This is a genomic window from Pseudomonas sp. ANT_H4, from assembly GCF_008369295.1.
Taxonomy (GTDB): Bacteria; Pseudomonadota; Gammaproteobacteria; order Pseudomonadales; family Pseudomonadaceae; genus Aquipseudomonas.
Map to the genome: position 1 here is coordinate 61,715 of NZ_VOBG01000012.1, position 22,197 is coordinate 83,911.

The following is a 22,197-nucleotide window of genomic DNA, read 5'->3' on the forward strand; positions in this document are numbered from 1 at the left end:
CTCGGCGTTATCCCTGACGCAACCGGCTGCGGGCATACACCGCAACAATCACAAAACAGCCCAGCGGCAACAGGTATGCCATGGCCACCGAACTGTGATCGGCCACCTTGCCCATCAGGTAAGGCATCAGCGCGCCACCGACAATCGCCATGATCATGAACGAACTGCCACGCTTGGTATGAGGACCGAGATTTTTCACGCCCATGGCAAACAGCGTCGGGAACATGATCGACATGAAAAAGAACACCGCGATCAGCGCAATCACTGACACACCGTCCAGCCCCATCACCACCAATGCGCACAGGACGATATTGATCAGCGCATAAATCAGCAGCAACCGCTGAGCACTGACCCGGCCCATCAACCAAGTGCTGAAGAAGCGCCCAAACATGAAGGCCAGCATGGCAATCGACAGCAGATACGCGGCCTGCTGACTGCTCATTTGCGTCCAATGCTCAGTGACATAGTTGATGAAAAACGCACCGACACCGACCTGGGCCGCGACGTAGAAAAACTGCGTGATAACGCCGCCAACAAACTCCCGATGCTGCCACAGTCCCTTGCCGGCAGCCGGTTGCAGCGCCTGCTCCTGGGCGCGCAAGTCCGGCAGTGGCGTGCGGGCAATCAGCACCGCCACTAGCAACACCAGAATTGCGATCACCACGTAGGTGGTTTGCAGCGAACTCATGTCTGAGGCGGGTGTGCTGCCAGAACTGAAAAACATTGCACCGCCAATCAGCGGCCCGAAGAACTGGCCGAGGCCGTTGAACGATTGCGCCAGGTTCAGCCGCCGCTCGGCACCCTCGGGTTCGCCCAGCACCGTGGCGTAAGGATTGGCCGCAGTTTCCAGGCAGCCCAGGCCGCAGGCGATGACGAACAGCGCCAGCAGGAAAAACGGAAAACTGGCCGCCGCCGCTGCCGGCATGAACAGCAGCGCCCCGGCTGCATAGAGGCATAAGCCCAGAAGAATCCCGGCCTTGTAGCCATGGCGGTCCATCAACAGGCCCGCCGGCAGAGCGATCAGGAAATAGGCGCCGAAGTAGGCGCTCTGCAACAGCCCAGACTGGGCTTTGCTGACGTGCAGGGTTTCCTGGAAGTGCTTGTTCAACACATCCAGCAACCCGTAGGACAAGCCCCAAAGGAAGAACAGACTGGTTACCAGCATCAGCGCCCAGCGATAGGTCGGCACGGCGCGGGCGCCGTCTGCCACTTGTGTGTCTTTGCTTAACATGACGCTTCTCCTGTTGTTTTTATTGGATCAAGGCGTGCGATGCAGCGGGGTTACGGTTGTTCCATCAGGCTGAAGATCTGCTCCAAGGGCTGCCATTTTCCGCCGGCAGCGGTCCATGGCGTGGGCGTCTGGAAACGCCACATCAGGGTTTCCCAGGCTTGCACCTCGGGGTTGTGGCGGGCGGCGCTGTCCATCCCGTCGCAGCTGAAATCGGGCCCGGTGTCCATGACCATGAACAGCCGCGTACCCAGGCGCCAGATCTGCATGTCCAGTACCTGTTGGCTGCGCAGATGCTCGGCCACGGCTGGCCAGATGCGTTGATGCAACTGTTGGTATTCGGCGATCAAGACCGGGTCATCGATTAGGTCCAGGGCCCGGCAGTAGCGTTGGCCGCTCACGTCAGCGCCCGGTCCAGATGGGTGTAGCCGCCGTCCACCACCAGCCATTGCCCGGTGGTGTGGGAGGCGCGGGGTGAGAGCAGGAACAACACGCTGTCGGCGATTTCCTCCGGCGTGGTCATCCGCTTGCCCAACGGGATTTTTTCGACGATGGCGGCCAGCTTGTCCTCGGGGTTGTCGAAGCCGTCGATCCAACGCTGATACAACGGCGTCAGCACTTCGGCGGGTACCACCGCATTGACCCGAATGCCGTGCTCCAGCAACGATGCCGCCCATTCCCGAGTCAGGGACAATTGCGCGCCCTTGGCGGCGGTGTAACCGCTGGTGCCGCCCTGGCCGGTGAGGGCGGTCTTGGAGCTGATATTGACGATGGCTCCGCGACTGGTCTTGAGCGCATCGAGGCACAGGTGGGTCATCAAGTAGTAGTGAATCAGGTTCTTTTCCAGGGACTCGACGAAGGCCGCGCGGCCCGCTTCCAGGCCCACGCCATCATTCACTCCGGCGTTATTGACCAGCCCGTCGATCCGCCCGAAGCGCTGCAGCACTTCATTGACGGCCCCATGGCAAGCCTCTTCATCGCGCAACTCGACCCGCACGAAATGACTTTGGCTTTGCTCTTCAAGCTGTGTGCAAAACGCGGAGGATAAAGGCTGATGGCCGAAAATCACCGGGATCGCCCCTTCGGCGATCAGCCCCAGGAAAATAGCCGCGCCAATCCCCGAGCCACCGCCGGTGACGATCACAACGCGGTCCTGCAAGTGCAGATTCATGGGCAGCTTCCTTCAAGTTGATAGACCCGTTGGGCGGTGCCGCCCCAGATAGCCTGGTGTTCACTGGGGGACAACTGGCCGATGGTCTGCTCCAGCACTTGGCAGGTGCCTTCGTATTCGTCGGCCAGCAAGCACACCGGCCAGTCGGAGCCGAACATCAGGCGCTCGGCGCCAAACAACTCCAGGGCCAGTTCGATAAACGGCCGCAGCGCCTGGGCATTACGTTGACCGGGGCCGGCTTCGGTCAGCAGGCCCGACAGTTTGCAACTGACGTGCGGCAGGGCGGCCAAGGGTGCCAGGTGATCGGCCCAGGCGCCGGGGCCTTTGGCGATGTCCGGCTTGCCCAGGTGGTCGAGCACCAGATGATGCTGGTCGTGGCGCTGGCACAGGGCAGTGGCGGCGCTTAGGTCGGCGCAGCGGATCAGCACTTCATAAACGTAGCCCCGCTGTTGCAACTGCTGCAGGCCTCGGGAAAAGGCTGGATGAGCCATGAGCGTCGCCGGTCTGGGCTCATCCTGGATCTGATGACGAAAGCCTTTGAGTTGGGGTTGGTCGCGCCACTGATGCAGGTGCTGTTCAAGGGCTGGGTCGCACAGGTCGACCCAACCCACCACGCCGAATATCCATGGGTGTTGTCGCGCCATTTCCAGCAGCGCGTTGGTTTCCTGCTCACCGGCACGGGCTTGCACGGCGATGCAGCCATCCAGGCCAGCTGCGTCGAGCAAGGGCTTTAAATCCAGTGGGATAAAGTTCCGGCGAAGGTCGGCTTCGCGCTCGCCGATCCACGGATAATCAGCGGCCCGGTAGCGCCAGAAATGCTGGTGCGCATCGAGCCTGAGCGGTGATGGGGACGACATTATTATTGTGCTCCGTCCATTCAAAGTGCGGTTCAGGTCACGGCCGGTGGCGGAATTGCTCCCGGGACGCGGCTTTCATCTGGATCGAAAAACCCGGCGCCTGGGGCGGCATATAGGCCGCACCACGAACGACGCAAGGCTCTTCGAAATGTTCGTGCAGGTGATCGACAAATTCGATGACTCGCCCTTCATGGGTGCCGGCAATGCACAGATAATCGATCATCGACAGGTGCTGCACATATTCGCAAAGCCCGACGCCACCGGCATGTGGGCACACCGGTAAGCCATACTTGGCGGCCATCAGCATCACCGCCAACACCTCGTTGACCCCGCCCAGGCGGCAGGCGTCGATCTGTACCACATCAATGGCTTCACGCATGATCAGTTGCTTGAAAATGATGCGGTTCTGGCACATCTCGCCCGTCGCCACCTTGACCGGTGCGACGGCCAGGCGAATCTTGCGATGGCCTTCGATATCGTCGGGGCTGGTGGGCTCTTCGATAAACCAGGGTTTGGCAAACGCCAATTCCCGCACCCAGTCGATGGCGGTGTCAATTTCCCACACCTGGTTGGCGTCGATCATCAGTTGCCGGTCTGGCCCCAGCACTTCACGGGCAATGCGCACGCGGCGCAGATCATCCTGCAAGTCGTGGCCGACCTTGAGCTTGACGTGGTTGAAACCGGCGTCCACTGCTTCCTGGCACAGGCGTCGCAGCTTTTCATCGCCATAGCCGAGCCAGCCCGCCGAGGTGGTGTAGCAGGGGTAGCCATTGGCTTGCAGGTCGGCCATGCGCTCGGCCTTGCCTTCGGCGCGCTGGCGCAGCAAGGCCAGGGCTTCGGCGGGTGTGATGCAGTCAGTGATGTAGCGAAAATCGATGCAACGCACCAACTGCTCCGGGCCCATGTCGGCGACCAGGCGCCACAGGGGTTTTCCTTCAGCCTTGGCCCACAAATCCCATGCCGCGTTGACGATTGCGCCGGTGGCCAGATGGATCGCACCCTTGTCCGGACCGATCCAGCGCAACTGGCTGTCACTGGTGACATGGCGCCAGAAGCGGCCCATGTCTGCGGTGATCCATTCCAGGGTCAGGCCCACCAGCAGGTTTTCCATGGCCTTGATCGCTGCGCAGCAAATCTCGTTGCCCCGGCCGATGGTGAAGGTCAGGCCGTGGCCTTCAAGGCCCGGGTTATCGGTCTGCAGTATCACGTAGGCGGCCGAGTAGTCCGGGTCCGGGTTCATGGCGTCGGAACCGTCCAGGGACTGGGACGTGGGAAAGCGGATATCTTCGACGCGAATCGCGGTAAGGGTGGTCATGAACGGCTCCTTGGCTCTTGTCAGGCGTCGACGGTGATCTGGTTCTGTTCGCCGAGGCCTTCGATGCCCAGGCGGATTTTTTGCCCGGCCTTGAGGTACACCGGCATGGGCTTGATCCCCAGGCCGACGCCGGGTGGCGTGCCGGTGGAAATCACGTCTCCGGGTTGCAGGCTCATGAACTGGCTCAGGTAGCTGATCAACTTGGGGATCTGGAAAATCATGGTGCGGGTGTTGCCGTTCTGGTAGCGATGCCCGTCGACTTCCAGCCAGATCGCCAGTTGATGGGGGTCGGCGATTTCATCGCGGCTCACCAGCCACGGCCCGAGTGGACCGAAGGTGTCGCAGCCCTTGCCCTTGTCCCAGGTGCCGCCGCGTTCCAGTTGGAATTCACGTTCGGACACATCGTTGATCACGCAGTAGCCAGCCACGTGTTCCATGGCTTGGCTTTCGTCGATGTAGCGTCCGCCTTGGCCGATCACCACGCCCAGTTCCACTTCCCAGTCGGTCTTGCGTGAGTGGCGGGGGATTTCGATATTGTCGTTGGGGCCGACGATGGCGCTGGTCCACTTGTTGAAAAGGATCGGCTCATCAGGGATTGGCGCGCCGGTTTCCGCTGCGTGATCGGCGTAGTTCAGGCCGATGCAGATGAATTTCCCTACTTGCCCGACACAGGCACCCAGGCGCGGGTTGCCGGGCACCAACGGCAGGCTGGCGGGGTCAAGGTCTTGCAGGCGGGCGAGAGTGTGCGGCAGCAGGGTGTCACCTGCGATATCGCTGATATGGGCTGACAAGTCTCGCAACTGGCCATCCGCATCCAGCAGGGCCGGGCGTTCCTGGCCTTTTTCGCCATAGCGCAACAATTTCATGGGCAATCCTCTTATAAAGGTGGGGCGGTCAGTTGCTCCAGCCGCCGTCGATAATCTGCGTGGTGCCAGTGGTAAATGCGCTGGCGTCAGAGCCGAGGTACAGCGCCAGTTGGGCAACTTCCTGCGGCGTGCCCAGGCGGCCCATTGGCTGGCGGGCGGTGAATGCGGCGTATACCTCATCCTGTTGCCGCCCTTCGCGAGTGGCCTGTTCGGCGATGCGTTGATGCAGTGACGGCGATTCAACGGTGCCTGGGCATATGGCGTTGCAGCGAATGCGTTGGGTGACGAAATCGGCGGCCACCGAGCGGGTCAGGCCGATCACTGCAGCCTTGCTGGCGCAGTAGGCGAATCGGTTGGGAACGCCTTTGATGCTGGAGGCTACCGACGACATATTGATGATCGATCCGCCACCTGCGGCCAACATGTCGGGCAGGAAGGCGCGGATCATGCGGTACATGGCGGTGACGTTGAGGTCCATGGCAAACGCCCAGTCACTTTCCGGGCATTCGAGGATATTGCCGGCGTGGACCATCCCGGCGCAGTTGAACAGCACATCCAGCGGGCCCAACTGTTCAGCGATGCGTTGGATGGCGGCTGCATCGGTTACATCCAGCAGCACGGTACGTGCGCCAGGCAGGTCAGCGAGTGCCTGTTGATTGATGTCGGCGGCAAATACCTCGGCGCCAGCAGCCAGATAGGCTTCGACGCTAGCGCGGCCAATGCCCTGGGCGGCGGCGGTGATCAGCACGCGTTTACCGGTGAGGTCCATGACAGACTCCCTTGATTGTTATTATTGGCTCAATGGTCAGGCCATTAAGGGCGTAGCTAGCCTCGACGTAGCCCATAGCCAATCCTTGCGGGTTTGCTATGATCACTGCACTGGAAACGATCCAATGGTCAGGCCATTGGTCCAATTTTTAGCACGGGACTTCTCGGTCAACAAGCGGCTTTTTTGCAAGTTGAACCCAGTCGGCGTGCTGTGCGTGAACCGAGCTGAGCCTAGATGCCATTTCAAGTTATTGATAACCAACGTCTTTATCGTCAGATTGCCGACCAGTTGCGGGCCTTGATCGACAGCGGCGAATTTCCTCCTGGCAGCCGTCTACCGGCGGAGCGGGAATTGGCCAAATTGCTGGGGGTGAGTCGCGCCTCGGTGCGGGAGGCGATGATTGCTTTGGAGGTCATCGGCCTGGTGGACGTGCGGGTCGGCAACGGCGTGTTGGTTTGTGAACCGGCGCAACCGAAAATCAGCCAGGAACCGGTGATGGCCCAGGCCACCCGTGACCAATGGAAGGAATTTGATCCGGAGCTGAACCTGCACGTCGACTTCAACGCTGAGATCCCGCCGTTCTCCCTGCTCCAGGCCCGTCGCCTGATCGAGCCGGAAACCGCCGCCTTGGCGGCCAAGCAGGCTACCAACGAAGAACTGGCGGGCATCCGCGAGGCGTTCGAGCGCAACGCCCAGGACAACCGTGACGGTTCCCACACACATCCCGGCGATCGCCTGTTCCACATCCGCATCGCCCAGGCATCGGGCAACCCGGCTTATGCACTGATGATCGCGCACCTGCTGGGACATCGCTACGGCAGCATGTTCCAGCGTTTGCAGGCCCACTACACATCTGACGACATGCCCCATCGCTCCGAAGACGAGCACCGCCGCATCCTCGACGCCCTGGAACAACGGGATGCCGAAGGCGCCCGCCAGGCCATGCGCAAGCATCTGGAGGAAGTGGTGCGGATCTTTATGCGGACGGCGCAATGACCCGGTTTTACGATGCGCGCGGCAATATCTATGGGGTGGTCAGCCCGGCCGTGCTGCGTGAGCTGGGCATAGAGTTGCCGGCCACCGCCGTCCTGGCCGCCGGCTCTCGACTGGCCTGGGCGCTGGCGGCCATCGCATCCGAGTGCGGCTGGGGCTCGTTGCCGCGCCCGCCGGACGCCAAGGCCCATCGTTGTGACGGCCTGTTGGTGGGGCCGTTTCAGGCCGCGCCGCCATTTGACCTGTTGATTGTCAACACCGACGGCACCTTGGCCGAACGCAGTGGCAATGGCTTGACGATATTTGCCCAGGCGCTGACTGATGAGGGGTTGATGTCCGGGGCGTGTGAGTTGCGAGTCCATCACGATAAGGCGGATGCATTGTCGCCGGTGGTGACAGGGGTCGAGCCTGCACTTCTCGAAGAGGTCCAGGGTTTCTGGCTGGCGCTGGGGCGGCCTGAGTTCGGGCCGTTGGCAGTGGGTGCGCCGTCGCTGGCGCTCAACAGCAGCGGACCGAGCCATGTTCCAGGGCTTTCTAGGCTCAACCCTCTGTGGAATCGCAGTCAGTTTGTACGGGTGGGCAATCCCCATTGCGTGACCTTCGTGCCTGATGCTTCGGCGCTGCCGAGCAATCAGCAGATGCTGCAATCGGGGCTATTTGAGCCGTTGCTGGCTGTCGCCTTCGCACCTCCCGCTGGCGTGGGACGACCTTGTCCGGCCGGGGTCAACCTGCAATGGGTGGCTCGCGAGTCTGACAATCGCCTGATGGCCAGGGTATTCGAGCGTGGTGAAGGGCCCACAGCGTCTTCCGGCACCAGCGCCAGCGCGGTGGCCTGTGCGGCTTGGCATGTGGGCTGGGTTGCGGCAGGAGCGGTGGAGGTGGTCATGCCGGGTGGCACGGCACCTGTTCGGCTTGAGGAGCATGAGGGTGAGTTGAGCAGTGTCAGCCTGTTTGGAACGGCGCGGCGCCAGGGTTTTTGAGGGCTGGACGTTGTATAGGTTATTTCCGATTTAATGAGTGCGCTCAGTTAATTCCTAATAGTTAAGTTTCCAGTGTGAATAACGGCGTAAGACTTTTCCTGTTGTTTAATGCTGGCTACTTGACTGCATTTCTCTGTTTAATAAAAGATACTTCCATCATCGACGTACGAAACTTCTGTTTTATTTTGCAGAGGCCGAATTTCGCCTGAAATAGCTATGATTAACGCCGTCCAGACGCTTTTTATCATCCGTTAATTTCAATGTTTAAACAGCATTGTGCGCGGTTGTATAGGAGGCGTTATTTTAGTTTTGTAATTAATGGCGGGTAACAATGGATGTTTAACGCGTTTGTTGCACCACGTTTCAAACTGATCGTTGCGGGGCTGGCCAATGACTTTCAGGTACTTGCCTTCAAGGGCAGTGAATCCATCAATCAACCTTTTTCCATCCATGTACAGTTGGTCAGCGAAAACCCCTCTCTGGACCTGGAAAGCTTCCTGCACCAGCCCGCTTACCTGGATTTCGGGGACCCTGGTGAAGGCCTTCACGGGCAGATCTACGCCATTGGCCGGGATGAAACGGGTGAGCGGTTAACCCGTTATCACCTGACGCTGGCACCGCGCCTGGCGTATCTCACCCATCGCCGCGACCAACGGATTTTCCAACAGCGCAGCGTGCCGCAAATCATTGCGGCGGTGCTGGAGCAGCACGGCATCCTGGCGGATGCGTATACGTTCGAGCTGGGCCCCGTGGTCTACCCGCCGCGAATACTTTGTGTGCAGTACGGCGAAACCGACCTGTATTTCATCCATCGGTTGTGTGAAGAGGAGGGTATTCATTACCACCTGCGTCATAGCCCGGACGGCCATATGCTGGTGTTCGGTGATGACCAGACGGTGTTCCGCCGGCTGGCGGCGCAGCGTTATCGGCCCAGGGGCGGGCTGGTGGCCGAGCAACGGGTGATCCAGCGGTTTGATGTGCGTCTCTCGACCCGTAGTCGCCAGGTGGTGCGGCGGGACTACGATTTCGAGCACCCGTCCCTGCGCCTGCAGGATCAGGCCGGGCCATTATCCAGTGAGGTCCTTGAGGACTTTTATTGCCCGGCGGGCTTCACCGGCCATCAGCGCGGTGCGCAACTGGCTCGACGCGGGCTGGTGCGGCATCAGCGGGACCGACATCGGGCATTGGGCAAGAGCGATCAGTCGGCGTTGCGCAGCGGGCACTTTCTCCAATTGCAGGATCATCCACAGGCGTCGTGTAACGACCTGTGGCTGGTGACCGGCGTACGCCATGAAGGCTACCAACCCCAAGTGCTGGAGGAGGCGACCGTGGACACCGGCGCTTTCCACGGCTACCGCAACCGATTCACCGCGACGCCTTGGCGTGCGCCTTTGCGTCCACCGCTCAAACACCCCAAGCCGCGTATCAGCGGGAGCCAGACTGCCACCGTCACAGGTCCCGCGGGTGAGGATGTGCATTGCGACCAGCATGGTCGCGTGAAGATTCGCTTCCACTGGGGTCGGGCCGGCAAGGATGACGACAAGAGTAGTTGCTGGGTTCGGGTGGCTTCAGGTTGGGCGGGCGACGGCTTTGGCGCCGTGATGATCCCGCGGGTGGGGATGCAAGTGCTGGTGACCTTTCTGGAGGGCGACCCGGACCAGCCGCTGATCAATGGCTGCCTGCCCAACGCCCGGCAAACCACGCCTTATCCGTTGCCGCAACACAAGACCCGAAGTGTCTTGCGCACTCGCAGTTCCCCGCCCGGTGGCGCCAATGAATTGCATCTGGAAGATCGCCGTGGCGAGGAGCTTGTCTACCTGCGGGCTCAACGGGATATGGAACAGGTCATCGGTAACGACAGCCGCCTGGTGATCGATGCCGGTGCGCAGTTGAGCTTAAAGGCGGGCGGTGAGCATTTGCTGATTCAGGCGGTGGGCATTTTTAGCAGCCGACCCATTACCTTGGGGGGAACGCCTGACGCTACGCGGTCGGCAACTCCGTTGGCGCCGGGTGATGTAGCGGCGCTGCTCACCTTGCTGCAAACCCCGCAAACCCATTGGGGGTGGTTGGGCAGTCTGGCCGATGATGACTTGGGCGCCGTTATCCGGCATTGGCGTGAACGGTTGTTGGTGGGGCCAGCGGGAAGCCAGGCACTGTACCGTTTTCATGATAATCGTACCTTGGCGCGAGCCTTGGCCCACCTGCCAACCCAGCAATGGCCCGCCTTTCTCGGGCCACTTATCAGCGTGTGTTATTGGCAGGGTGAGCATTGGTGTAGTGCCGACAACCCGATGCCAGGTGAGTATCCGGTGCCTGATCCAGCGCTTTGGCTCAACGTGCCGAACCCTCAGGCCATGACGATTTTGCAGACCAATATTTTGCGATACCTGTTGGCTGAACACAGTGAGGACCTCTCTCGTTTGGCAGAACACCAAGACCCGAAAGTCTGGTTGAACAACGTGCTGGAACAGGCACGTGCCTGGCAGTGGCAAAGCCCGGAACAGCTGGAGTTTCTGGTGGTTCAACGTCTGGCTGAGGCAGTTGGAACAGCGGTAATTCGCTGGCAGTCGATGCCGGGGGAGGTGGCCGTGGATCATTTTCAGCGGGTGGTTGAGCAGTGGCGTCGGTCGCAGAGAGAGAAATGTCATGGGTGAACGGATCACGTTGATCGTAAGACGGATGCTGCTCGTCAGTACTGTGTTTGCTATATCGGGATGTGCATTGAAGCCTGCTGACAGCTTCAATCTGGAGGTCGATCTGCCGGCGAATTTTAGATTCAGAGGCGACGCGGTTTATCGTCCCGCGACAGGCGAGACCTGCACGTTGCCCAAACGTCGGGGCAAGCGGCCGGAGTTCAAGGTTTTCGATACGGCTGGCAAACCGGTAGCTAATCGGGTCAGCTTTGACGTGCCGTTGACGGAGCAGGTGAATGGCTGCCCGTTGGTATTGGGCAGTATTACGTTCGATATTTATGGCAAGTGGGGCGAGCACTGGTCAGCGGTTGGTGGGGATTATGCCTATATCCATGTACTGGATCGGTTGGAGTCTGATATGCCCGCAATGCCTGCGTCTGGTGTTCAAGAGCTGGCGGCGCAGTGTCAGTGGTTGTTTCGGACGTTAGGGCCGTTACACGCGATCAGGAAGATTATGAAATGCAACTCGTTGGACGCGAGCGGGCAATTGCGTATGGGGCGTGCCGGTGGCGTCGTGCAAAGGGAGCCGTTGCGAGGAAGAACGTTAAGGATGGCCTTGGGATTGACTGATCAGGAGCAGCCCGCTGTCGACGACAATTGGGTAGCCGTCCCAGGGGGCTAGAAACGTTGCATGGGGGAAAGTTTGTGTATGCGTACTGCCGTGGCAATACTACAGATTTCAAACTCTTCAAAATGCCGGATGGGCGCATGTGCACCACCTATCCGACGTGTAAAGAATAGGAGCGGCCTCATGAAACAGGATGCATGGAAGCAACCATTTTTCAGCAACAAGATGCCTGCCTGTCCATTGCGAGGGCATTGGGCAAGCTTCTGTGTAGTCGACGAGATGGGGGATGGCAAGGCATATGGCGGTTTGCCTTACCATCTTCAGGATAGCGCCGGGCATCAGTACGCGGGGCGGTTGAATCATGCCGCTCATCTTGCCTGACGGCACTCAGTCCTCTGTCTTGTGGACCCCCGGCTGCGAATCCATCGAGGAGGCAGCCTGCAAACGCGCCTTGCAACTCAACGCAGACATGCCTGACCGAGCCAACCGTCCAGTCCAGCCAGCACTTTATGGTCGCCAGCTACATCCCGGCAGCCTGGGCCACCCTGCGTCGCTGGCAACAAACCCTGGACACCCACGGTACGCTGGTTTACCCATCAGGAGAACCGCGAGCTGTCGCAAGTAGCAAGTATCCCGCCGCAACCGGCTGACGACTGGGGACTGGGAAGGGCGCAAACCCTGGATATCGATTCGATCGTGTAAAGCTACAAAAACTCCACCTGGGCGGGCTGGCGCTTCATCAACACCTTGCCCCCGCGAATCGAGTACAACGGCAATCCCTGGCTGCGAATCACTTCGTAGTCGCTGTCGGCAGAAAGGATCAGCAGGTTGGCCGGACGCCCCGGTTCCAGCCCGTAACGATCCCCCAGTGCCATGGCCTGGGCGCTGTTGTCGGTGACCAGGTCCAGGGCGCTTTGCAGGTTACGGTAGCCGAGCATATGGCAGATGTGCAGCCCGGCTTCGAGCACCCGCAGGATGTTGCCGTTACCCAGTGGATACCAGGGATCGACTATGGAGTCCTGGCCGAAGCAGACATTCATGCCGGCTTCCAGCAATTCGTTGACTCGGGTTACGCCTCGGCGTTTCGGGAAGTTGTCGAAGCGCCCTTGCAAGTGAATGCTTTCGGTGGGGCAGGAGACGAAACTGATACCCGAATGCCCTAGCAGGCGAAACAACTTGGCGCAGTAGGCATTGTCGTAGGAGCCCATCGCCGTCGTATGGCTGGCGGTAACCCGGCTGCCCATGTCTCGGCTGCGGGCCTCTTCGGCCAGTACTTCAAGAAAGCGCGAATGTGGGTCGTCGGTTTCGTCGCAATGCACGTCCACCAGGCAACCGGTGCGCTCGGCCAGGTCCATCAGGAATTTCACCGAGTTGACGCCTTGGTCGCGGGTGTATTCAAAGTGCGGGATACCGCCGACCACATCGGCGCCGAGGCGAATGGCTTCTTCCATCAGTTCGCGGCCGTTGCGGTAGGACTCGATACCTTCCTGGGGAAAGGCGACGATCTGCAGGTCGATCAAGTGCGTGCTTTCCTGGCGCACTTCCAACATGGCCTTCAGCGCGGTCAGGTCCGGGTCGGTGACGTCGATGTGAGTGCGCACATGCTGGATGCCATGGGCGGCCAGGGTCTGGATAGTTTTTTTGGCACGAGTCTTGGTGTCTTCCTGGGTGATGGTGGCCTTGCGTTCGCCCCAGCACTCGATGCCTTCAAACAGTGTGCCACTCATGTTCCAGCGCGGCTCACCAGCGGTGAGGGTGGCATCGAGGTGGATATGCGGCTCGACGAAGGGTGGCACCACCAGGTTGCCGCCGGCATCCAGGTCGTCCGCCCCCAGTGTTGGTGCGGCACCTTGTGGGGTGATGCTGGTGATCCGGCCATGTTCCAGGTGCAGATCATGCAGGCCTTCACGGTTGCGCAGGCGAGCGTTGATGATGTGCATGGGCAAGTTCCTCTTTGGCAAAAAACAATCAGGCGACAGCCGCCAGGGTCAGGCTCATACCTGGGCGTCAGCCAACGGTGCGCGTACTCGCAGCAGGGCGGTCAGCACGATATAGGTTGCGGACGCGGCGGCAATCCCCACCAGCGGCGCCACCCATGGTGAGTTGAATGCCAGCACGGTACCAACCGCGTAGGCCGTCAGCCCAGGCCAGTTGAACGCCGGCAAGCGGGCCTCGGCCAAGCGTGGGTAGTGGCCGCGATAACGGTAGAAAAAGTCGGCCATGATCACCCCGCCAATCGGCGGAATCACCGTGCCCAGCAGAATCAGGTAAGGCACCAGTATGTCGTACATGCCCAGCAGCGCCAGTAGCGTACCGATCACCGCGCCGATCAGGGTCACGGTCTTGCGGCGTCGGGTGCGCAGCAGGTTACAACCGGCGACGGCGAAGTTGTAGATGGTGTTGTCCTGGGTGCTCCAGATATTGAGCAGCAGCATGGCCATTGCCGCCAGGGCAAAACCTTGCAGCAGCAACACTTCCACCACGTCTGGTTGCTGATAGACGATGGCACCATAGGCGCCAATCAGCACCATCAGACCGTTGCCGACAAAGAAGCCAATCAGGCTGGCCAGCACCGCGACCTTGGCCGAGCGGGAAAATCGGGTCCAATTGGTGGCCTGGGTTGCGCCGCTGACAAAGGTGCCGAACACCAGGGTAATGGCCGTGGATAGGCCCAACTCGCCTGTGGGCACCACTGCCAGTAGTCCGTCGAGCCCGCCGACTTTCACCGTGGCGACCCACATCGACAGAAACAGCAGGATGCACATGGCCGGTACCGCGATATACGACAGAATCTCCAGCCCGCGATACCCCACGTAGGCGGTGGCGCAGAACACCATGCCCAATAGCACCATCAATGCCAGTACGCTGCCCTGGCTCAATTCGAAATATTTCCCCAGCACCACGGCGGCGGTGGCGGTGCCCCAGGCGTACCAGCCGATTTGGGTGAAGCCGAGGATCAGGTCACTCAACTTGCTGCCCACTTCGCCGAAGCAGAAGCGCCCCATCAGCACCGAGTTCAAACCGCTCTTGAAGGCGATGTAACCCAAGCCTGCGGCGTAGATACCCAACAGCAGGTTACCCAGGGCCACGACGCCGAGCATCTGGGTAAAACTGAAGGCCACTCCCAGCTTGCCGCCGGCGAACATGGTCGCGGTAAAAAAGGTGAAACCCAGCAGCACCATGGCCGTGGAGGCAAGGCCTTTGCGCGCGTGCATGGGCACTTCGCTGAGAGGGTAATCGTTGCCCGGTTCTTTCTGCGTCATGTGCCTTTCCCCTGAGTGAGTGACGCAGGCCTGTTGCACCGGTCGTGCCAATTGCGCTGCAGTGAGAGGCGCGCGGTGGGTGATGTGCAGGTTGCACAGTATTTATAGACGGGCAGGGGGAATCGGCGGGAACAGTTGTTCTTTCTGCCCGTTCAGGCGCGAAAGCGGTGCGTCGGTGATACAAATTGGATCACCGCTAGTTGCCTCAATCGAAGAGGGTGTGAGTCGTCTCTCCGCGATGAAACGCAAACGCTGCCTCAAGATCACTTTCAATGGTCCTGCCCCGTGACAGTGGCGGCAGGTCATCCAGACTGAAGAAGCCGACATCCGTGGTCTCGAAACCGGCCATCGGTGCGGCCTGATCGATTCGCTCACAGAGAAAGTACAGCTTGTAGAAGTCCCGCACATCGGGCCGGTACAAGCCTTTGGCTTTATGGGTAACGCTGTACAGCGACCGTACGGTGACGGTCAAGCCAGCCTCTTCACGGATTTCCTTGATGACGTTTTCAGCGGCCGACAAACCGATATCGGCATAGCCACCGGGCAATGCCCAGCAGCCGTCGGTCAGTTCCCGCACCAGCAGGATACGGTCGCCCTCGATCACCGCACCACGCACATCGATCATCGGCGTTGAATAGCGCTGGGCGAAGTCCGAGACCAGCCCGGTGATGCGCTCTAGCGGCAAGTTACCCAGTTGCGCCAGCATGCTGTGGGCAATATGAGCGATTTCTTCCAGGCGCTCACGCTCGAAGTCATCCTTGCAAAAGTGCAACCCTGTTGAGGCCAATGCTTGCAGGCGTTTGGCCTGAGCCAGCCAGGTGTTTTCCATGGTGGGGTCCTTGAATGCGGGGAAGTCCCGTTTTAATCACTGCTGGCCTGTGGAGCAAGGCCAGCAGGCATAAAAAAACCACCTATAAAGGTGGTTTTTCACAACGCTGGCTTATTCGCCGTGATAGATGCAGCCACTGGTGCATGTTTCATGAATCCGAATCGCGCTAAGTTCCGGCAGCAACGGTTTCAACTCATTCCAGATCCACTTGGCCAGCACTTCACTGGTTGGGTTTTCGAGGCCTGGAATGTCGTTGAGGTAGTTGTGGTCGAGGCGCTCGTAGAGCGGCTTGAAAATCGCCTTGATCTCCGAGAAGTCGCGGATCCAGCCGGTATGCGGGTCGAGGTCGCCGCTCAGGTGGATGGCCACCTTGAACGAGTGGCCGTGCAGGCGCCCGCATTTGTGGCCTTCGGGCACGTGAGGCAGGCGGTGGGCGGACTCGAAGGTAAATTCTTTAAAAATTTCCACAGTGTTTTTCAGCTCGGTCAGGTGTCTGGCAGGCGGCGAGTTTAACAGCTTGATCCGGCGCAGGGCACACCGGCTGATCAGAGGGGCGTCAGGCGTTCACCCAATTGTCCGCTATCGGCCAACGCCAGAAACTCATCGCCCAATCGACGGCTTTCGCTCATTGCCGCTTGCCAGTATTTGCTGCGGCTCGCGTCATCGCCCATGAAACGCTTGAAGTCGCTACGGTCTGGCAGTTTGCCGTGGGGCAAGCGGGCCAGGTATTCCCTCGACGGCGACAGTAGCAATACATTCTGTAGACCCTGTTGACTGCCACGTCGCCAAGGCAGGCCCTTGTCGAACCAGCCGGGGATGACCCGGTCGGTGAAGTGCGGGTACAGCACGATGTCATCGCCCTGGTAGGGCAGGTCGAGGTGGTAGTCCAGCAGGCCGCCGTCGCGGTAGGTTCCGGCACCGGCCCCCGGCAGGTCGCGCACCCCTTGCATGACCATCGGGATCGAGCCGGACGCCAGCAGCGCCTGGCGCAGGTTGCCCGTGTCCAGGTCGAGAAAACGCGAGGGGAAATCCTTGAGCGGGTGCAGCGGCGGCGCCTGGCGGGGGTCGTGGATGATCAGCCGCTCAAAGTGTCGTGACAGCCGTGCACGGCCTCGCAGGTTGTCGGCAATCACCGATGACAACCCGAGGCCCAGGCGGCCACGGTGATCGTCGGCCAGCAAGCCATGGCTTTTGACCACGACGATGTTCAGGCGATAGAGGGGGTTCGTCAGCAGCGTTGCATCGCGCCCGGCCAGCAGATCATCGAGCATGCGCTGGCAGCTCTGGCTGACCTCGGCCATGGTCACGCCCTTGGCAAAACGCTGTTCGTTGTACAAGCGGCCAAGGTCAAGCAGGCCTTGCACCGGGTCAGGCAGGCAGGCGCTGGCAAAGCGCCAGGAGCCGATGGACGCGCCGATCAGTGAGCGCTCCCGGGGTTCCCGTGCCAGCCAGTCACCGAACAGCGCCAGGTCCAGGCCCTGGATGCCCAGGGCTTTCGGGCCACCCGCCGCGCCGGGGAGAATGCCGACATCAACCGGCTTCAAACCTTGTTCACGAATGCGCGAAAAGGCGCGCTTGCCGGCCTTGAGCGTGAGGGCTGGAAACTTGATGTGAATAGCGGTCATACCGTTCTCTTTTGACGCGAGCAGGGCAGTATAGAAAATCTCGCACGCTTGAGGGCAAGGTGTTTAGGATAATTGCCATGGTGGCAATTCAGTTTCAGTTAAGTTGCAGGCGTTACCGTGAGCGTCGTAGGAAAAATATCCTGAAACGGAGACGCACCATGAAAAAACTCACAGCTTTAGTTGCCACCAGTATCATCGCTCTCACCGCTAGCCTGGCCCAGGCCCGCGACCTGGGGCCGGATGAGGCGTTGAAACTGCGCGACGCTGGTACCATTGTGTCTTTCGAGAAGCTCAATGCCACGGCACTGGCCAAGCATCCCGGAGCGACGGTGACCGAAACCGAGCTTGAAGAGGAGTACGGCAAGTACCTTTATCAGGTTGAACTGCGCGATGCCCAGGGCATTGAGTGGGATCTGGAATTGGACGCCGTCACTGGGGTTGTTCTCAAGGATCATCAGGATACGTAATGAAGGTAAATCTACGCACCAGCAGTCGAGTGGCACTGGTGCTCCTGGCTTTTTGCTCGGTGGTAGCTGCCCGGGACCTGGGCCAGGACGAAGCGCTGCACCTGCGCCAGAAGGGCGAAATCGCACCCCTTGAGCACCTGTTGGGGCCAGCCATGGCGCGCTATCCGGGTGCCAAGCTGCTGGATGCGGAGCTGGAGGAGCACAAGGATCGCTCGGTGCGCTATATCTATGAAATCGAACTGTTGACCGTCGACGGTGTGGTGCGCGAGATCGAACTCGACGCCAACACCGGTCAAGTGCTTAAAGACAAGGAAGATGACTGATGCGCCTGCTTCTGGTGGAAGACCACGTCCCGCTGGCCGATGAACTGATGGCAGGGCTCAACCGCCAAGGCTATGCGGTGGACTGGCTGGCGGACGGGCGCGATGCGGTCTATCAGGGCCGTAGCGAACCTTACGACCTGATCATCCTCGACCTCGGCCTGCCGGGTTTGCCCGGGCTTGAAGTGTTGGCCCAATGGCGCGCCGCCGCGCTGGCCACCCCGGTGCTGATCCTTACCGCTCGTGACTCCTGGGCCGAACGCATCGAAGGGCTCAAGGCCGGCGCCGATGACTATTTGAGCAAACCATTCCACCCTGAAGAGTTGTACCTGCGCATCCAGGCCCTGCTGCGCCGCTCCCATGGCCAGCCTAACCAGCCAACCTTGCAGGCGGCCGGCTTGCACCTGGACGAAGGCCGTCAGTGCGTCATCCGCGACGGTGAAGAGATTCAACTGACCGCCGCCGAGTTCCGGTTATTGCGCTATTTCATGTTGCACCCCGAACAGATTCTTTCGAAAAGCCACCTGGCCGAGCATCTGTACGACGGTGAGACCGAACGCGATTCCAACGTGCTGGAAGTCCACGTCAACCATCTGCGCCGCAAGCTGGGCCGCAGCGTGATCGAAACCCGGCGCGGCCAGGGCTACCGTTTTGGCGCCGCCCCAACGTGAAATCCATCCAGCAGCGGTTGAGCCTGGGACTGATCAGCGTGATGGTGATCGTAGGCCTGGTGCTGGCGCAGACCAGTCTGTGGCTGTTCGAAGTGGGTTTGCAGCGTTACCTCGAATCAGGGCTGCGCAACGACAGTGAGAACCTGTTGGTGGCACTGGTCCGCGGACCCAATGGCGTACAGCTGGATGAGCAGCGCTTGTCTGCGGCCTATCAGCGGCCGTTTTCCGGGCACTATTTCCGTATCGACTTTAGTAACACTCATTGGCGCTCTCGCTCACTGTGGGATCAGGAGTTGCCGCAACTGCCCCAGGCCGGTCTCAAGGGCAACCTGCAACTGGGGCCAGAAGGTCAGCAACTGCTGGTGTTGCGTTCGGACTACAAGCGTTTTGGCCAGTCGATTTCCATCAGCGTGGCCCAGGACTACACACCGGTCAGGGAAAGCTTTCGCTTAATGCGCCAGGTCGGCCTGGTGCTGGGATTGGCGGCGTTGCTGCTGATCCTGATCCTGCAACGGGTCACCGTGCGCCGGGCCTTGCGCCCACTGGAAACCGCCCGCGAACAGATCGCCCAACTGCAACAAGGCCAGCGCTCGCAACTGGACACACAGGTGCCGGTGGAACTGGAGCCGCTGGTGGCACAGATCAACCATCTGCTGGCCCACACCGAAGACAGCCTCAAACGTTCACGCAATGCCCTGGGCAATCTAGGTCATGCCTTGAAAACCCCTCTGGCGGTACTGCTGAGTGTGGCCTCCAGCGAACAGCTCAAGGACCATCCACAGTTGAGCAAGCTGTTGCGTGAGCAGCTGGAGCAGGTGCAGCAACGGCTCAACCGCGAACTCAATCGCGCGCGGCTGGCCGGGGAGACCTTGCCGGGCGCGTTGTTTGATTGCGATGGAGAATTGCCGGGATTGCTGGCGACCCTGAATATGATCCACGGCGAGCATCTGGACTTGAGCTATCACGTTCGTCCTGGTCTGCAATTGCCGTGGGACCGCGAGGACTTGCTGGAGCTGCTTGGCAACCTGCTGGACAACGCCTGCAAATGGGCGGATGTCGAGATACGCTTGAGCATCGTTGAAACTGCGCAAGGCTTTAGTCTGAGCGTCGAGGATGATGGGCCTGGCATTCCCGAGGCCCAGCGTGATCAGGTCTTCAGCCGTGGCACGCGACTGGATGAGCAGACCGCCGGCCACGGGCTGGGCCTGGGGATCGTGCGGGATATCGTCGAGGTGTGGGATGGGACATTGCAGTTGCAGGAGAGCGCGTTGGGCGGGTTGAAGGTGGTGATCGAATTGCCCCGCCGTCATGTCTGAAGGCCTGCAACAATGTGCAGCTACCCATAGCTATCGCAGACAAACCACACTGGATTGTCATCGAACGGGCGATGACGCCAGTGCCTCAAACCTTGAACTGATCCATCAACCCCTGCTGCTGATTGGCCAGGCTGTTCAACGCCTGGCTAACCCGCGCCGACTCGTTGGCCTGCTCGGACAACGACTCGGTCACATCGCGAATAGTCGCCACGTTGCTGTTGATCTCCTCGGCCACGGCACTTTGCTCCTCGGCGGCGCTGGCAATCTGCAGGTTCATATCGCTGATCACCGTCACCGCCTCGCCGATCTGGCGTAAGGCCGTGACCGCCTGGCCTACCTGTTCGACACTGCCCTGGGCCTGGCGATGGCTGTTGCTCATGGAGCCAACCACCTCTTGGGTACCGTTCTGCAATTGCTCAATCACCAGGCGAGTTTCCTCCACCGACTCCTGGGTACGCCGGGCTAAGTTGCGCACTTCATCGGCAACCACCGCAAAACCACGACCGGCCTCACCGGCACGGGCGGCTTCGATGGCCGCGTTGAGCGCCAGCAGGTTGGTCTGTTCGGCGATGGCGCGGATCACTTCCAGCACCGAACCGATCTTCTCGCTGTTGGCGGCCAGGCCCTCGACTTGAGCCATCGCCGTGCTCATGTCGGCGGCCAGATGCCCGATGCTGGTGGTGGTACGGTCAATCACGGTCAAGCCTTCGCGGGTGGCCTTATCGGCATCGCGGGCGGCCTGTGCTGCCTGGGCGGCGCTGCGGGCGACGTCCTGGGCGGTGGCGCTCATCTCGTGGGAGGCGGTGGCCACCTGATCGACCTGGCGGTATTGCTGCTCCATGCCGGCGCTGGTCTGGGTGGCAATGGCGGCGGACTGGTCGGCGGTGCCACGTGCGTCCTGCACCGAACGCTTGACCTCGGCGATGATCGGTTGAAGTTTGTCGAGGAAACGGTTGAACCAGCCGGCCAGCTCACCGAGTTCATCCCGCTTGTCGTAGGCCAGGCGCCGGGTCAGGTCGCCTTCGCCGCTGGCAATGTCTTCCAGCATGCGCGCCACGCCAAGGATTGGCCGGGTCACGCTGCGGGCCATCAGCCACACCAGCAACAGGCCGACCACCGCTGCCAAGAGGCCCAGGCCCAGTTCCAGCAGGGTGCCCTTGGTGTTATCAGCGTCCAGTTCGGCCTTTAGGGCTTCGGCGGGACCGATCAGAACTTTTTCCGGCACGTTCAGCAACACGCCCCAGGGCTTGCCGTCGGGAATCGGTTGGAAGGGCGCCAGCACCTTGAGTTGATGGTCGGTGCGCAGGCTATGTGTCTGGGCGCCGGCGGCCAGTGCGCTGATCAGTTGCGCGCCGCTGGCGGTGTCAACGCTGTCCAGGCGCTGGCTGAGTTTGCTGGCGTCCGGGCTGTAGCCGGCCAGCAGGCCCACCGGGCTGATGATGCTGACGTTGGTCTGGCCGTTATAAAGCTTCTGGCTGGCGCGTTGGCTGATTGTCTGCAGGCTGTTGAGGTTGATGTCTACCGACAGCGAGGCGATGACTTTGCCGTCCACCATCAACGGGAAGACGATGCTGGTCATCAGCACGTTTTGCCCATCGATCACATAGAAGTAGGGCTCGATTACACACGGCTTGAGGGTGTTGCGTGGGCAGGTGAACCAGGCGTTGGCCTTTTCGCCGCTGGGTCCGACACTGGTGTCGGACATGTCGCTTTCGGGAAGCGGCATGGAGGTCAATGTGCCGGGTGTTGGCTGTGACCAGTAGAGGGCGAATCGACCTTTTTCGTTGCTGCCCAGATCTTTCTGGCCGGTAAACAGTTCGTCCTTGCCATCCAGCGCATTGGCCTCGAACACCAGGGACAGGCCCAGCAGGTCGGGGTTGGCTTGCAGCGCCGCCTTGACCTGGCGGGTCAGGTCTTCGCGCAGGTCGAAGGCATCCAGGAAGCGCTTCTCGGCTTGTTCGCGCAGGAACAGTACCTGACGGGAAAACCCGTGACCGTACTGATAGGCGTCCATGAATTGCTGGCGAATGCCCAGCGCCTGCACTTCACCCTGGGCCTCGATACGGGCCTGGGCCGCGACGTCGAGCATCTCCATGCTGGAGGCTTTGACCCGCAGGGAACTTTGCTCCATGCGATACAGCGAAAGACCCACCAGCAGGGTCACGATCCCCAGCAGGCAAAGGCCGGCCAGGAGGGTGATTTTCCATTGAATGGACAGCTGTCTGAGCGACATGGAGATCCTTAACCTTCGTTACGGCAGAGATGA

At 60.5% G+C, this 22,197-nt stretch carries 22 protein-coding genes and 3 pseudogenes; 11 read left to right on the plus strand and 14 right to left on the minus strand.

Annotated features, from left to right (window positions below; genetic code table 11):
* Positions 1 to 7 precede the first annotated feature (7 nt).
* Genes fucP through FQ182_RS16880 form a run of 7 tightly spaced genes read right to left on the minus strand, consistent with a single transcriptional unit; the run spans position 8 to position 6,206 of the window.
* On the minus strand, positions 8 to 1,231 hold the full coding sequence (fucP, locus tag FQ182_RS16850) for an L-fucose:H+ symporter permease (RefSeq protein WP_149413142.1): 1,224 nt from the start codon (positions 1,229 to 1,231) through the stop codon (positions 8 to 10).
* 50 nt (positions 1,232 to 1,281) lie between these two features.
* On the minus strand, positions 1,282 to 1,629 hold the full coding sequence (locus FQ182_RS16855) for an L-rhamnose mutarotase (protein ID WP_178114472.1): 348 nt from the start codon (positions 1,627 to 1,629) through the stop codon (positions 1,282 to 1,284).
* Entirely contained in the window at positions 1,626 to 2,399 is a 774-nt protein-coding gene (locus tag FQ182_RS16860) for an SDR family oxidoreductase (protein ID WP_149413140.1), read from the minus strand. Before FQ182_RS16860 ends, FQ182_RS16855 begins: the two co-directional genes overlap by 4 nt.
* Complete coding sequence (locus tag FQ182_RS16865) at positions 2,396 to 3,256, minus strand: amidohydrolase (RefSeq protein ID WP_149413139.1); 861 nt, start codon at positions 3,254 to 3,256, stop codon at positions 2,396 to 2,398. The genes FQ182_RS16860 and FQ182_RS16865 overlap by 4 nt, the downstream gene beginning before the upstream one ends.
* Before the next feature lie 37 nt (positions 3,257 to 3,293).
* Positions 3,294 to 4,571 carry an L-fuconate dehydratase gene (locus FQ182_RS16870; protein WP_149413138.1) on the minus strand — a complete coding sequence of 426 codons (1,278 nt, stop codon included), beginning with the start codon at positions 4,569 to 4,571 and terminating at the stop codon, positions 3,294 to 3,296.
* Positions 4,572 to 4,591: 20 nt separating this feature from the next.
* A complete protein-coding gene (locus FQ182_RS16875) occupies positions 4,592 to 5,437 on the minus strand; it encodes an ureidoglycolate lyase (RefSeq protein WP_149494034.1) in 846 nt (281 codons plus the stop codon).
* Between the two features lie 28 nt (positions 5,438 to 5,465).
* On the minus strand, positions 5,466 to 6,206 hold the full coding sequence (locus FQ182_RS16880) for an SDR family oxidoreductase (protein WP_149413136.1): 741 nt from the start codon (positions 6,204 to 6,206) through the stop codon (positions 5,466 to 5,468).
* Between the two features lie 234 nt (positions 6,207 to 6,440).
* Between FQ182_RS16880 and FQ182_RS16885 the strand changes: the two genes are divergently transcribed.
* The 7 genes and pseudogenes from FQ182_RS16885 to FQ182_RS30365 all read left to right on the plus strand — a co-directional run.
* Complete coding sequence (locus FQ182_RS16885; protein WP_149413135.1) at positions 6,441 to 7,202, plus strand: FadR/GntR family transcriptional regulator; 762 nt, start codon at positions 6,441 to 6,443, stop codon at positions 7,200 to 7,202.
* Positions 7,199 to 8,179, plus strand: a complete 981-nt coding sequence (locus FQ182_RS16890; RefSeq protein WP_149413134.1) for a diaminopimelate epimerase — start codon at positions 7,199 to 7,201, stop codon at positions 8,177 to 8,179. Before FQ182_RS16885 ends, FQ182_RS16890 begins: the two co-directional genes overlap by 4 nt.
* Before the next feature lie 335 nt (positions 8,180 to 8,514).
* Positions 8,515 to 10,179 (plus strand): annotated as a pseudogene (gene tssI / locus FQ182_RS16895) (type VI secretion system tip protein TssI/VgrG); the annotation flags it as partial.
* Positions 10,180 to 10,212: 33 nt separating this feature from the next.
* Positions 10,213 to 10,833 (plus strand): DUF4123 domain-containing protein, encoded by a 621-nt coding sequence (locus FQ182_RS30360; RefSeq protein WP_256667226.1) that lies wholly within the window; start codon positions 10,213 to 10,215, stop codon positions 10,831 to 10,833.
* Positions 10,826 to 11,494 carry a hypothetical protein gene (locus FQ182_RS16900; RefSeq protein WP_371923890.1) on the plus strand — a complete coding sequence of 223 codons (669 nt, stop codon included), beginning with the start codon at positions 10,826 to 10,828 and terminating at the stop codon, positions 11,492 to 11,494. The genes FQ182_RS30360 and FQ182_RS16900 overlap by 8 nt, the downstream gene beginning before the upstream one ends.
* A gap of 129 nt (positions 11,495 to 11,623) precedes the next feature.
* Positions 11,624 to 11,821: a hypothetical protein gene (locus tag FQ182_RS16905; RefSeq protein WP_149413132.1), complete on the plus strand. Its 198-nt coding sequence runs from the start codon at positions 11,624 to 11,626 to the stop codon at positions 11,819 to 11,821.
* Positions 11,802 to 12,030 (plus strand): annotated as a pseudogene (locus FQ182_RS30365) (lipase family protein); the annotation flags it as partial. The gene FQ182_RS16905 and the pseudogene FQ182_RS30365, both read left to right, overlap by 20 nt.
* A 114-nt stretch (positions 12,031 to 12,144) precedes the next feature.
* Here FQ182_RS30365 and codA read toward each other — a convergent pair.
* From codA to FQ182_RS16935, 5 genes are all read right to left on the minus strand, one after another.
* Positions 12,145 to 13,380, minus strand: coding sequence for a cytosine deaminase (gene codA / locus FQ182_RS16915; protein WP_149413131.1), 1,236 nt, complete (start codon positions 13,378 to 13,380; stop codon positions 12,145 to 12,147).
* A gap of 54 nt (positions 13,381 to 13,434) precedes the next feature.
* Positions 13,435 to 14,703 (minus strand): cytosine permease, encoded by a 1,269-nt coding sequence (gene codB, locus FQ182_RS16920; RefSeq protein WP_149413130.1) that lies wholly within the window; start codon positions 14,701 to 14,703, stop codon positions 13,435 to 13,437.
* Between the two features lie 205 nt (positions 14,704 to 14,908).
* Positions 14,909 to 15,532, minus strand: coding sequence for an NUDIX hydrolase (locus tag FQ182_RS16925; protein WP_149494035.1), 624 nt, complete (start codon positions 15,530 to 15,532; stop codon positions 14,909 to 14,911).
* Between the two features lie 111 nt (positions 15,533 to 15,643).
* Positions 15,644 to 16,000, minus strand: coding sequence for a 6-carboxytetrahydropterin synthase QueD (gene queD / locus FQ182_RS16930; protein ID WP_019692825.1), 357 nt, complete (start codon positions 15,998 to 16,000; stop codon positions 15,644 to 15,646).
* 77 nt (positions 16,001 to 16,077) lie between these two features.
* Complete coding sequence (locus tag FQ182_RS16935; protein ID WP_149413128.1) at positions 16,078 to 17,157, minus strand: patatin-like phospholipase family protein; 1,080 nt, start codon at positions 17,155 to 17,157, stop codon at positions 16,078 to 16,080.
* A 158-nt stretch (positions 17,158 to 17,315) separates the two neighbouring features.
* Between FQ182_RS16935 and FQ182_RS16940 the strand changes: the two genes are divergently transcribed.
* The 4 genes from FQ182_RS16940 to FQ182_RS16955 are packed head-to-tail and all read left to right on the plus strand — an operon-like array spanning position 17,316 to position 19,931.
* Complete coding sequence (locus FQ182_RS16940; RefSeq protein WP_133100444.1) at positions 17,316 to 17,624, plus strand: PepSY domain-containing protein; 309 nt, start codon at positions 17,316 to 17,318, stop codon at positions 17,622 to 17,624.
* Positions 17,624 to 17,947, plus strand: a complete 324-nt coding sequence (locus tag FQ182_RS16945) for a PepSY domain-containing protein (protein ID WP_133100443.1) — start codon at positions 17,624 to 17,626, stop codon at positions 17,945 to 17,947. The genes FQ182_RS16940 and FQ182_RS16945 overlap by 1 nt, the downstream gene beginning before the upstream one ends.
* The gene (locus tag FQ182_RS16950) at positions 17,947 to 18,615 is read left to right on the plus strand and encodes a response regulator transcription factor (protein ID WP_149413127.1); all 669 of its coding nucleotides are present in this window, start codon (positions 17,947 to 17,949) and stop codon (positions 18,613 to 18,615) included. Before FQ182_RS16945 ends, FQ182_RS16950 begins: the two co-directional genes overlap by 1 nt.
* Positions 18,612 to 19,931, plus strand: coding sequence for a sensor histidine kinase (locus FQ182_RS16955; protein WP_149413126.1), 1,320 nt, complete (start codon positions 18,612 to 18,614; stop codon positions 19,929 to 19,931). Before FQ182_RS16950 ends, FQ182_RS16955 begins: the two co-directional genes overlap by 4 nt.
* An 85-nt stretch (positions 19,932 to 20,016) precedes the next feature.
* Here the strand turns inward: FQ182_RS16955 and FQ182_RS30990 are convergent, their stop codons facing one another.
* On the minus strand, positions 20,017 to 20,772 hold the full coding sequence (locus FQ182_RS30990) for a methyl-accepting chemotaxis protein (RefSeq protein WP_371923891.1): 756 nt from the start codon (positions 20,770 to 20,772) through the stop codon (positions 20,017 to 20,019).
* A 102-nt stretch (positions 20,773 to 20,874) separates the two neighbouring features.
* Positions 20,875 to 22,164 (minus strand): annotated as a pseudogene (locus FQ182_RS30995) (HAMP domain-containing protein); the annotation flags it as partial.
* Between the last annotated feature and the right edge of the window lie 33 nt (positions 22,165 to 22,197).